We start from the raw sequence: 12,748 nt of genomic DNA, 5'->3' as shown, positions 1-12,748 counted from the left end.
AAAGAATAAATATAAATGTAGAAAATGAAGGAGTAATATATATGTCAGATAAACACGTTTATTCGTTTGAGTTAGCTGGCCGTCCATTAACTTTTGAGATTGGTGAGTTAGCAAAGCAAGCGAATGCTTCGGTTTTAGTACGTTATGGTGATACAGTTGTTTTATCAACATGTGTTGCTTCAAAAGAACCTAAAGATATAGATTTTTTCCCATTAACAATTGGATATGAAGAACGTCTTTATGCCGTAGGTAAAGTACCTGGTGGATTTATTAAACGTGAGGGGCGTCCAAGTGAACATGCGATTTTAGCAGGTCGTTTAATTGACCGTCCTATTCGTCCATTATTCCCTGATGGATTCCGTAATGATGTACAAGTCATCAACTATGTCATGAGTGTGGATCATAATAACTCACCAGAAGTATCAGCGATGATTGGATCATCATTATCTTTATCTATTTCAGATATTCCGTTTGAAGGACCAATTGCTGGGGTCATTGTAGGTCGTGTCAATGGAGAATTCGTGCTAAACCCAACGGTTGAGCAATTAGAAAATTCAGATATCGATTTAACAGTAGCTGGAACAAAAGATGCAGTCAACATGGTTGAAGCTGGAGCAAAAGAAGTTCCAGAAGAAGTGATGTTAGAAGCTATCATGTTCGGTCATGATGCTATCAAACAAATTATTGCCTTCCAAGAGCAAATTGTTGCTGAAATTGGAAAGGAAAAAATGGAATTAAACTTATATGAAATCGATGCAGACATTAATGCGCGTGTACGTGAAATGGCAGAAGCAGATATGTTAGCCGCTATTCAAGTAGTTGAAAAACATGCACGTCAAGAAGCGATTGATGCGGTAAATAAACGTGTGTTAGAAGTGTTTGAGGCAGAAGAGGTCACTGAAAAAGAATTAAAACAAGTTAAAGAAGTTTTAAATAAAATCGTTAAAGAAGAAGTACGCCGTTTAATCACAGATGAAAAAGTACGTCCGGATGGTCGTAAAATTGATGAGATTCGTCCATTATCATCTCGTGTCGATTTATTACCTCGTACACATGGATCAGCGTTATTCACACGTGGACAAACACAAGCCTTATCAATTTGTACATTAGGCGCTTTAAATGAGCACCAAATGTTAGATGGACTTGAAGTTGAAGAAACAAAACGCTTCATGCACCACTATAACTTCCCTCCATTCTCAGTTGGAGAAACGGGACGTTATGGAGCACCAGGTCGTCGTGAAGTTGGTCATGGGGCTTTAGGAGAGCGTGCGTTAAAACAAGTAATGCCATCTGAAAAAGAATTCCCATATACAGTGCGTTTAGTATCTGAGGTTTTAGAATCAAATGGTTCAACGTCTCAAGCTTCAATTTGTGCATCTACGATGGCATTAATGGCGGCTGGAGTTCCAATTAAAGCACCAGTTGCAGGGATTGCTATGGGGCTTGTTAAAAAAGGTGAAAATTATACGGTTTTAACTGATATCCAAGGGATGGAAGATCATTTAGGAGATATGGACTTCAAAGTAGCGGGGACAGCTCAAGGGGTTACTGCTTTACAAATGGATATCAAAATTGAAGGGTTAAGCCGTGAGATTTTAGAAGAGGCCCTTCAACAAGCTAAAGTTGGACGTATGCAAATCTTAAATCATATGTTAGGAACAATTGCTGAAACTCGTGAGGATTTATCAGCTTACGCTCCAAAAATTAAAGTGATGACAATTAAAGTGGATAAAATCCGTGATGTGATTGGACCTGGTGGAAAACAAATCAATGAAATCATTGATAAAACAGGGGTTAAAATTGATATTGAACAAGATGGAACAGTTTATATCTTACATGACAACACAGAAAATATTAATCAAGCGGTTGCGATGATTGAGGATATCGTTCGTGAGGTCGAAGTTGGTAAGATTTATTTAGGTAAAGTTGTTCGTATTGAAAAATTCGGTGCCTTTGTTGAAATCTTCCCTGGACAAGATGGATTAGTGCATATTTCTCAATTAGCAGAAGAACGTGTAGCTAAAACAGAAGATGTTGTGAATGTTGGAGATCAAATTTACGTTAAAGTAACGGAAATTGATGATCGTGGACGTGTGAATTTATCACGCAAAGAAGCGATGAAAGAACAAGCGGAGCAACAAGCAGAATAATAAAAACTCGCCATTGGCGAGTTTTTATTTTGGATTTATTTTAAGAAAGTTTTGTATCATAAAATAGATAGATTCAAAAGAGTTGATTTTAATAGGATAAGAGGACTATGAAGGCTCTGCTATCCTGTTAGACAGGGACTGCCACTAACCCATATGAGAATTTTAATAATAATATTTGAAGAGAGGATGATTTAGTTTTTTAATAAAGGATAGATAAGGTGTTCAATCTTTGTTCGTGACTCCTCTAGCTTAAAATAGCATTTTTTTACTATTTATTAGATTTATGTCATCAAACATTAAAGTCAAATGATAAATTTGAGTAAAAAATGAATAAACTGATAGTAATCGTGGCACACTGTTAAAGATTAAATCGTATGACTAGAGGTGAAAGCTGTGAAGCAAAAGATAGGAGCAGTCTTAGGGATTGTTGCTTATGTCACACTGTTAATCGGTGTTAATTTTTATCATAAAGCCTATCCAGTTTCAAATATGAATGATGAAATTCATTTGAAGCTAGTTGAGTATATGGAAACTCATCGATTTGAAGCTGTTGAACCGAGAATAGATAGTGTTTGGGATTTTGTTCCTGGTTTAGTAGGTGCTGAAGTTGATTATGAGTTATCTTATAATAAAATGTTGTTAAATGGAGAGTTTGATCCTTCACTCATTGTTTGTAAGAAAATTGATTATAAAGAAGATCCTGAACAATTCCGTGAAAGACCTATCTATAAAGGAAATGAAGAAGGTCAGTACGTCTCTTTACTCATTAATGTGGCTTGGGGAGAAGAAGAGTTGGATAAAATGATGACGATTTTAGATCGTTTGGGAGTACGTGCAACATTTTTCTTTGAAGGTCGTTATGCAGAAAATCATAAGAATCAAGTGTTAAAACTTTATAATGATGGTCATCTAATAGGTAACCACTCTTACTCGCATCCTTCACGTTGGGGTGGATTTACTTATGATCAATACGTTGAGGAAATTAAAAAGACGAATGATGTTTTAAGTTCAATTATTAATGAACCTATTATTTATTTTGCCCCTCCAGCTGGAGAGTTTAATGATCGAACGTTAAAAGCTGCGTATGATCAAGGAATGTATTCAATTATGTGGACAGCAGATACGATCGATTGGATGGGAGGAAGTGCTGATGTTCTGATTAGTCGGGTGATGAAAAAATTAGAGCCGGGTGCTCTCATTTTAATGCATCCTAAACCAGAAACAGTCATTGCACTAGAACCAATGATTAATCAATTAAAAGAAAAAGGATATCAATTTAAAACTGTTGATGAAATAGTTCAAGGAACTAGGCCAGAATGTAGTTAATTAAAATTAAAAGCAACTCTTTTTAAATGAAGAGTTGCTTTTTTTATTGCCGAAGTATCACATCGATATATGTCACCAGACCTTTCTCGTTTTCATAAAATACTACGTAAGTAGATAGGAGGTAGGTGGTTATTATGATATTGATCATAAACAATGATAAGCGGATGAATTATTTGTCTGAGTACATCCGTGATAGTGGGTTAGATCTTGTTCAGTATTATCGTGATTCAGTGAGCTTTGATTTTCATATTTTAAAGGAAACGCATTATTTTATTTTGCCTTTTGGTGGAATTAGTGAAAGTGGACAAATTGCAAATACTCATTTACGTTTAACAGAAGAAGTTTTATTAAGTTTACCAGAAGATTGTGTGATTTTTACGCCGATTCGATATCCTAAATTAATGGCATTGTTAAAGTCTGTTCCAAGAAAATGTGAAGTTATTTTTGATTATGATGAAGTCGCAATTTATAACTCTATTCCTACAGCGGAAGGAGTGATTTATAACATCATTAAAAATACAGATATTACAATTCATCAAGCAGAGATTTTAGTGATTGGATCAGGTCGAACTTCATTAACGATTGCAAGAGATTTAAAAGCGTTAGGTGCATATGTGAGTGTAACCTTCAGAAAGAAAAAAGATGAAGCCCGATTATTTGAAATGGGATTGCATCCGATTCATATTGACTTGATGGTTGAAGATTTACATCATTATGATGTGATTGTAAATACTGTACCTGCGATGGTACTTGATGAAAAAGCCTTGAACCATGTGAGAAAAGATTGTTACATCATGGATGTGAGTAGTAAACCAGGTGGTGTTGATTTTGACTATGCGAAACAATTAGGGATTCAATCAGAATTAGCCGGTTCATTACCTAGTATTGTCGCTCCAAAAACAGCTGCTTATTATTTGTTTCGCTTTGTGAGAGATTACATCGCCTTAAATGAAAAAAAGGGGAGATTGTGATGAATCAACATGGATATGCGGTCGCAATCGTTGGGGCAAGTGGTGAGGTTGGCAGAAGTATGATTGAAACACTAGAGCGTTATCCTATTCCAGTCTCTTCCTTACGTTTACTCGCCTCCAAACGATCGGCAGGAAAAACTCTCTTGTTTAAAAAGGAACCAATTGTAATTGAGGAGTTATCAGAAGATTCATTCGAAGGCATTGATTTAGCGTTTTTTAGTGCGGGTGGGAGTGTATCATTAAAGTATGCTCCGATTGCCGTGTCAAAAGGTGCAGTTGTCATTGATAATACGAGTGCTTTCCGTATGGATCCAACGATTCCATTAGTCGTTCCTGAAGTAAATGCTCATGTCTTATCCAAAAATACGCCATTAATTGCGAACCCAAATTGTTCAACTATTCAATTAGTGGTGGCACTTAAACCATTAATTGAAGCCTATGGGATTGAATCGGTTAATGTTTCAACATATCAAGCGATTTCAGGAGCGGGAGCTAAAGCCTTATATGAGTATGAGCAAGAATTAAGTGACGAGTCTTATGAGCCACAGATTTTACCTACGCGTTCAGATGAAATTTATTATCAAATTGCCCATAATGTCATTCCACAAATTGATGTCTTCTTGTCATCAGGTTATACGAAAGAAGAAATCAAAATGATCAATGAAACACAAAAAATATTAGATGATTATGAGCTAAAAGTGAATGCGACTTGTGTTCGAGTTCCTGTTCGGTATGGTCATAGTGTCTCAGTGACAGTTAAGTTGAAAAAACCAGTTAACGATCGAGAAGAAATTATTGAGGTATTTAAGCAAAGTCCTGATGTCATCTTACGTGATAATATTTTACATCAAGAATATCCAATGCCTTCGTATTTAGCTCATCAAGATGAGGTGTTTGTTGGACGTGTTCGAAAAGATTTATTTGAGGAAAATGTTGTTCATTTTTGGGTCGTTGCTGATAATATCTTAAAAGGAGCCGCCTTAAATAGTGTGCAAATTGCTTATTATATGCATCGTCATGGATTGTTAGGTGATTAAAATGGATATTGTAGTTATGAAATTTGGTGGAACCTCAGTACGGGATCAAGCAACAAGATTTCAAGCATTTAAGCATATTCGGCGTGAGGTAAGTGCAGGGTACAAAGTTGTAGTTGTTGTATCAGCAATGGGTAGAAGCGGGGAGCCATACGCCACTGATACGTTAAAGGAACTTGTGACTTATCATGTGTCTAAGCGTGAAAATGATCGTCTACTTTCATGTGGAGAAATTATTTCGAGTATTGTGATGTCTGACTTTTTACAACAACAAGGGTTAAACGTCACTTCTTTAGCTCCAGATGAAGTAGGGATTAAAACTGATAATAATTATAGTAATGCTAATATTATTACCATTGAAACGAGTAAAATAGTTTCTTTATTTAATGAATATGATGTGTTAGTTGCCCCAGGATTTTTAGGCACAACATTAGAAGGGCATATTACCACACTCGGACGAGGAGGGAGTGACACGTCAGCTGTTGCCTTAGGGGGTGCCTTAAAGGCGAGTTATGTTGATATTTACTCCGATGTTGAAGGGGTCATGACCGCTGATCCGAAATTAGTGAAAAATGCACGTGTCTTAGAGAAAATTAGTTATGATAATTTGATTGCGCTTGCTGCAAGAGGAGCAAAAGTTATTCATTTAAAAGCCGTCGAGTTAGCTAAAAAAAATCATGTCAATTTACGTTTGCGTTCCACAACGGCTGATCATATTGGAACTTATGTCGTTGATGAGGAGGTGAATACCTTAAGCTTGACGTATAAATCAGGATATACTCGTTATGAAATTTTAGGGCTAAATTGCCCCATTAATTGTGAGTTATTAATTAAACAAGGGGCGTATTGGTATGCACAAGTTCATGATGAAGAAGCAGTTGAACATTACTTGAAAGAAAACGAATTAGAATTCATTAAAAATGAAAATTATGTTCGTGTGAGCTGGATGAATCAACAAAGAACACCGGTTGAACTAACCTTCTACGTCGATGCTTTGAAGCTTGAGGATACATTAAACTTTTTACATTATAATTTAATTTAAGTAAAGGATGTGAGAGTTATGAAAAGTTTTGGTCCGGTTATTACGGCGATGGTAACCCCATTTGATGAATATAATCAACTAAACATTAGTAGTTTACGAAAGTTGATTATTCATTTATTAAAACACGGATCAACGAGTTTAGTGATTACGGGAACAACGGGAGAGGCGCCTACTTTAACAGCGATTGAGCGCTTAAGAATTTGGGAAACAGCAGTTGATTTTGCGGGTGGAACGGTTCCGATTATTGCAGGTGTAGGAACGAATAACACAAAGACAACGATTCATAATGTGAAATTAGCTGAAGAAATTGGTGCAGATGCAGTGTTGGTGGTCACTCCTTATTATAATAAGCCGAATCAGGTTGGATTGATGACACATTTTAAAGAAATTGCTAATTCAACTGATTTGCCGATTCTTTTATATAACATTCCTTCACGGACGGGCGTTAGCTTAACGTTAGAAAGTATTTTAGAATTAGCAGAAATCAAAAATATTGTTGGGATTAAAGATTCTAGTGGAGATTTAAACTTATTAAAAGCGTTAAAAGAACAAGCCCCTGATCACTTCTGTCTCTATAGTGGGGATGATTCTAATTATTTGGAAACAATTAAACTAGGAGGCGATGGCGTAATCTCAGTTGCTTCACATGTTGCTGGCTTACAAATGAATCAAATTTATCAGCTTTATCAAAAAGGTAAAGTTGAAGAAGCTGAAGCTTTGAATGAGAAGTTAAAGCCTCTTTATAAAGGATTGTTCTGTACAACCAACCCAATTCCAATTAAGGCGATATTAAATCAACTTGGAATGGAGGTTGGAGGACTTCGACTTCCGCTAGTTGAGATGGATCAATTTGAAACTCTAGAACTTTTTAATGAACTTAGAGGACTATTGGATGAATAAACATGTAAAAAACATCTGTTCTGTTGAATGGCAGATGTTTTTTTTATATGATGAAAAGATTTAAAGCCCTATCATCAGAGGATATATTTTCTTGGCAAATGCCAGGGAAGCCAGTATCCAATCGATTGACAAACTAAAATTGAATCTAAATTTTAAAATACATCTCTGTTTTTATATAGACTTTATTTTCGATAGTTTGTCTAAAAAAAAGACGGTAACACTTGTCAGTTACTGACGTGATGTACTATAATGATTGTAGAAGATAAACATTTTCCTTTTTATACGAATGAAGGTTAGGTTCTCTATCTTTTTTAGTTAGTTAAAGAGAACAATCCTTAAGTTGATAATTAACACATATTGAATGGTATCTTTTCCTGATTAGTTTAAGCTTTAGTTTTGCAAAACGAGGAACGTTTTGATAGATTAGTCGTCATTGTTTTTTAGAAAGTGAACATTAAGGACGTATGTAATAATGCGTGACGTCGAATGATAAATAGGACAACATAAATTTTATGTTTATTGACACTAACTCATGCTCATTTATTTTTAAAATCAAATTTGTATCCGTATCATTTAATAAATAAAACGATCAATTTGGAATGAGAAATCAAAGTTTAATGAAGAGAAGAACCGTTCAAAAAAGGAAACCTATAAACTCATGATAAAAAGTAAGGGGTATCTTACCTTTTATATCATTGATATGAAAATGACATAGTGAGTCAGATTGTGACTAATTAGGTTACAGTGAGAAACTTTTAAGTTAAAAAATTAAATTAAAGGAGGTGAATCGTTGTCAACTGACGTAACCAGTGAAACGAAATTTTGTTTCATATCATTGACAACGATAAGAATGTGGCATCAGTAGTAGAACAAAAAATTAAAGTATTTGCTTTAGGTGGACTCGATGAAAATGGGAAAAACTTATATGTAGTAGAAGTTAATGATAAAATCTTTATTTTAGATGCAGGGTTAAAATATCCAACGGAAGATTTATTAGGGGTTGATGCCGTCATCCCAGATTTCACTTATTTAAAAGAGAACGCTTCTCGCATTCAAGGGGTCTTTTTATCACATGGTCATGAAGATCATATTGGCGCTATTCCTCAATTATTGAGTATTATTAATGTTCCAGTCTATGGAACACGCTTAACGATGTCTTTAGTAGAAGATTCATTAACGGAGAATGGACTAGATTTTAAACAATATAAACTTTATAAAATCCGTGAAAATAATGAATTATTCTTTGGAGAGATTAAAGTAACCTTCTTTAAAACCACTCATAGTATTCCAGATTCAGTAGCGATTTGTATTCATACAACTGACGGAGTGATTGTCTATACTTCTGATTTTACGTTTGATCAAAGTGCAAAGGGTCGCTATCAAACAAATTATGCACGTATTTCAGAAATTTCAAAAGAAGGTGTTCTTTGCTTATTGTCAGAAAGTATCAATGCTGAAAAAGCTGGACATACAAGTACGGGAACCTCACTTCAGTATGAGTTAGATGAAGTTTTCTCTCGTGCGAGTGGGCGTATTATTTGTTCATTATACTCTTCAGATTTACATCGAATTCAGTTAGTCATTGACTTAGCTGTTCAATATAAACGTAAGATTGCCATTATTGGACGTAAAATGCAACGTATTGTCGATATTGCAGTAAAATTAGGATACTTACGTATTCCAAAATCAATGTTAATGAACTTATTATATATTGATGAGAAAAATGATAATAACTTATCAAATTTAGTCGTATTAGCGACAGGTAATCGTTATGAGCCATTTAATTCATTAATTCGTATGGCTAAACATCAAGACCGTTTAATTCATATCGAAAAAACAGATACAGTCATTATAGCGACACCGCCAATTCCAGGGAATGAGATTAAAGCGGCACGTACGATTGATATGTTATATCGCACAGGAGCACAAGTTTGTGTGATTAATAAAAATCTATTACCATCGTCACATGCAAGTAGTGAAGATTTGAAGTTAATGATGAATTTATTAAAACCACAGTACGTTATGCCGGTTATTGGAGAATATCGCAATTTAGTGGCTCATGCGAAAGTAGCAGAGCAAATGGGATATCATTCAGAGAACATTATTTTATTAGATAATGGTGATGTCGTTGAGTTCCAACAAGGGGAACTAGTGAACCATACAGAACATATTCAAATTGATCAAGTATTAGTGGACGGATTAGGTGTTGGTGACATTGGAAGTGTTGTCTTACGTGATCGTCAACTCATGGCAAATGACGGAATTATCGTTGTGATTGCTAACTTAAATAAAAATACAAAAGAAATTGTAGCGGGACCACAAATCGTAAGTAAAGGATTTGTTTACGAAAAAGGAAATGAAGAATTATATAAATTATTAGATGAATTAGTTCGTAACATTATTGGTCAATTCGTGACAGAACAGTATGTTAACTGGCAAGGATTACGTCAAGAGTTACGTGATAAAGTTGGAAAATTATTATTTAATAAAACGAAACGCAAACCTATTATCATTCCTATTGTTGAAGAGTTTAATTTATAATATTTAGAAAACTATCTCTCAGATCGAGAGGTAGTTTTTTTGTGAGAAGAAGTCAGAATAATAATGGAAAAAAATGAATTTTATGAGATAATAGTTACATTAACATTGAAATGATAGAGGTATGAATATGGCAAGCAAAAAGAAAGTTAAACATAAAAAACAAACTATTTTAAATGATTTATATTTAGAGTTGATCGGAATTGTCTTAGTGTTACTAGCTATTTTGATGCTTGGTCAGCTTGGGTTAATTGGAACATTTTTTAAGCAAGTCGGATTATTTGTCTTTGGAGAATTTTTTTGGCTCATTGCCATTGCGATGCTTGTAAATGGGGGGCGTATGATCGTTAAACGTCAAATTCCAACTTTCTTTAGCGCAAAGCAGATTGGTTGGTATTTAGTGTTTATTTCACTAATTGTTTTTAGTCATCTTCCGGTATACCGAGAGTTTAATGCTCATGATATTGCATTACTTGGAGGGATGTGGAATTACTATTTTTCGAACGATCTTTTAAATTCGTCATTTACAGTCGGAGGTGGGTTGATTGGAGCTGTGATTTATGGGGTATTAGTTCCATTAATTACGTCCATTGGTTTGTATGCTGTAGCTTTATTAGTCCTTTGTTATGGAACTTTACTCATCTGTAATTTAACGTTTAAAGACTTATACGAGGGAATCAAAGATTATCAGATGAAGCAGCGTCAAGAGCAGGCCTCTAAAAAGAAAAGTGTTAAAGCTAAAAAAATTCGTCAACGCCAGGAAGTTCAGGAAGAGGAACCTGATCATGCGACAGTCGTGACCTTACTTAATGAAACAGTAGATGAGGAAGCAATTGAAATTGAAGAAGTAGAAGAACTCATAGATGAAGGAAATGAATTTAAAATTAAAGAGTTTGATAAGCAGCCTCCGCATGAAGTGAGTGAGCCTGTCATTGAGATGGATTCACCTGTTTTAAATGATGAAAACTATATTTTGCCACCACTTGACTTATTGGTTGATTATCAACAAACGAATAATTCACAACGATTGCTTGTTAGTGCAAAGGCCCAAGCTAGAAAATTAGAGGATACGTTCAAAAACTTTGATGTCAAGGCAAAGGTACAGGAGGTTCATATTGGCCCTGCCGTCACAAGGTTTGAAATCTTACCGAATGTCGGAGTTAAGGTCAGTAAAATCTTAAACTTAACGGATGATATCGCCTTAGCTTTAGCTGCAAAAGGAATTCGAATTGAAGCTCCGATTCCAGGGAAATCAGCGATTGGAATTGAGGTGCCAAATCCAAAGCAAACGCTGGTTACTTTTAAAGAGATTGTTAAAGAAGTCCCTCAAAAACAACAAAAAGAAAAATTATTAATGGTATTAGGGCGAGATATTTCAGGGAAAACGGTCTATTCTCCATTAAATAAAATGCCGCACTTACTCGTTGCTGGGGCAACAGGTTCAGGAAAGTCGGTTTGTATTAATACGATTATTTGTAGTATTTTAATGCGTTCGACACCAAATGAGGTAAAAATGTTAATGATTGATCCGAAAAAGGTAGAGTTAAATGGTTATAATGGCATTCCCCATCTACTCGCACCGGTTGTAACGGATCCACGTCTAGCTTCATTAGCTTTGAAGAAAGTTGTTTCTGAGATGGAGTATCGTTATGAGTTGTTTAGTGAAAGTGGAACACGTAATATCGAAGGTTATAATGAGTATGTGAAGCAATATAATGAAACGCAAGAGAGTACTAAACCGTTGCTTCCATTTATTGTGGTTATTATTGATGAGTTAGCGGATTTAATGATGGTGGCTTCAAAAGAAGTGGAAGAATGTATTATGCGTTTAACACAGATGGCGCGTGCCGCAGGGATTCATTTAATTATTGCGACGCAACGCCCTTCAGTAGATGTTATTACAGGAGTTATTAAAGCAAATATTCCATCACGTATTGCATTTGGGGTTTCATCGGCTGTTGATTCACGTACGATTATTGATATGCCAGGAGCTGAGAAATTACTCGGTAAAGGGGATATGCTATTTTTACCGATGGGAGCATCAAATCCAACTCGTGTTCAAGGAGCATTTATCTCAGATGATGAAGTCGTTCGAATCGTTGAATTTATTAAATCACAAGTTGAACCTGAAGAGGTGAAGCAAGACTTCTTAGAAAATATTGAGCAGGTACAAAATGAAGGACAAATGATGGAGGACCCACTGATGAGAGAAGTACTAGCTTATATTGTTGAAACGAAGAAAGTTTCCGCTTCTTTATTGCAGCGTCGATTTAGAATCGGGTATAATCGTGCAGCACGTATTGTAGATGATTTAGAATCGAGTGGATTAATTGGCCCAAGCGAAGGAAGTAAACCACGAGAGGTCTTAATGACCGAAAGTCAGTATCATGAGATGGTAGCGAATTTATAAAAATATCGATACAAGTACCTTCCTATTAAAAATTAACTTGTTCTAGATTAATCGGCAGAGATTTAGTTAGTGATTAGAATCATTAGAAATTGGGTGTTCTAAAAATAAAAGAAGGTCGTTGTCATTACAACGACCTTCTTTTAGATTTAAAGGCCAAAAGAAGAGGCACACGTCATCATCTAGTAAAAGCAGTAAGAAGTCATGAAGAGAAATGAAAGATTTGAGTGAGTAGATAGCAAGAGATGATTTCACTTATGGAGAAGGTTAAGACTAGTTGATAGAATTGCTTTTGTCAGGTGAATTCTTTAATGAAAGTGGTTTTTATGCTTATTTAATAATAGAAAGTGAAAAAAAACTCATATCGTTTTAAAAAGTTC

General features: G+C 35.2%; 8 protein-coding genes. All 8 read left to right on the top strand.

The window, feature by feature from the left end; genetic code table 11:
- The first annotated feature begins 41 nt into the window (after positions 1-41).
- The 8 genes from pnp (at position 42) to AT726_RS00280 (ending at position 12,371) form a co-directional block, all read left to right on the top strand.
- Complete coding sequence (gene pnp, locus AT726_RS00315; RefSeq protein ID WP_068758783.1) at positions 42-2,150, top strand: polyribonucleotide nucleotidyltransferase; 2,109 nt, start codon at positions 42-44, stop codon at positions 2,148-2,150.
- A gap of 393 nt (positions 2,151-2,543) precedes the next feature.
- Complete coding sequence (locus AT726_RS00310; protein WP_068758782.1) at positions 2,544-3,476, top strand: polysaccharide deacetylase family protein; 933 nt, start codon at positions 2,544-2,546, stop codon at positions 3,474-3,476.
- 134 nt (positions 3,477-3,610) lie between these two features.
- Positions 3,611-4,447 carry a hypothetical protein gene (locus AT726_RS00305; RefSeq protein ID WP_055276544.1) on the top strand — a complete coding sequence of 279 codons (837 nt, stop codon included), beginning with the start codon at positions 3,611-3,613 and terminating at the stop codon, positions 4,445-4,447.
- A complete protein-coding gene (locus AT726_RS00300; protein WP_055244909.1) occupies positions 4,447-5,484 on the top strand; it encodes an aspartate-semialdehyde dehydrogenase in 1,038 nt (345 codons plus the stop codon). The genes AT726_RS00305 and AT726_RS00300 overlap by 1 nt, the downstream gene beginning before the upstream one ends.
- A gap of 1 nt (position 5,485) precedes the next feature.
- Positions 5,486-6,523, top strand: coding sequence for an amino acid kinase family protein (locus tag AT726_RS00295; RefSeq protein ID WP_055304691.1), 1,038 nt, complete (start codon positions 5,486-5,488; stop codon positions 6,521-6,523).
- 18 nt (positions 6,524-6,541) lie between these two features.
- Positions 6,542-7,423, top strand: coding sequence for a 4-hydroxy-tetrahydrodipicolinate synthase (dapA, locus tag AT726_RS00290; RefSeq protein ID WP_055276539.1), 882 nt, complete (start codon positions 6,542-6,544; stop codon positions 7,421-7,423).
- An 822-nt stretch (positions 7,424-8,245) separates the two neighbouring features.
- Positions 8,246-9,964, top strand: a complete 1,719-nt coding sequence (locus tag AT726_RS00285; RefSeq protein WP_237252384.1) for a ribonuclease J — start codon at positions 8,246-8,248, stop codon at positions 9,962-9,964.
- 127 nt (positions 9,965-10,091) lie between these two features.
- Entirely contained in the window at positions 10,092-12,371 is a 2,280-nt protein-coding gene (locus AT726_RS00280) for an FtsK/SpoIIIE family DNA translocase (protein ID WP_068758781.1), read from the top strand.
- The last annotated feature ends 377 nt before the right edge of the window (positions 12,372-12,748 follow it).

Origin of the sequence: Turicibacter sp. H121, assembly GCF_001543345.1 — a bacterium.
Taxonomy (GTDB): domain Bacteria; phylum Bacillota_I; class Bacilli_A; order MOL361; family Turicibacteraceae; genus Turicibacter; species Turicibacter bilis.
The sequence above is the reverse complement of the archived record's forward strand: the minus strand, read 5'-3'. Positions and strand labels throughout refer to the sequence as shown.

Bases quoted from the DNA above. Each gene is read 5' to 3' on its own strand.
- AT726_RS00280 (WP_068758781.1), top strand. From the start codon at position 10,092: ATGGCAAGCAAAAAGAAAGTTAAACATAAAAAACAAACTATTTTAAAT.
- AT726_RS00295 (WP_055304691.1), top strand. From the start codon at position 5,486: ATGGATATTGTAGTTATGAAATTTGGTGGAACCTCAGTACGGGATCAA.
- AT726_RS00300 (WP_055244909.1), top strand. From the start codon at position 4,447: ATGAATCAACATGGATATGCGGTCGCAATCGTTGGGGCAAGTGGTGAG.
- AT726_RS00305 (WP_055276544.1), top strand. From the start codon at position 3,611: ATGATATTGATCATAAACAATGATAAGCGGATGAATTATTTGTCTGAG.
- dapA (WP_055276539.1), top strand. From the start codon at position 6,542: ATGAAAAGTTTTGGTCCGGTTATTACGGCGATGGTAACCCCATTTGAT.
- pnp (WP_068758783.1), top strand. From the start codon at position 42: ATGTCAGATAAACACGTTTATTCGTTTGAGTTAGCTGGCCGTCCATTA.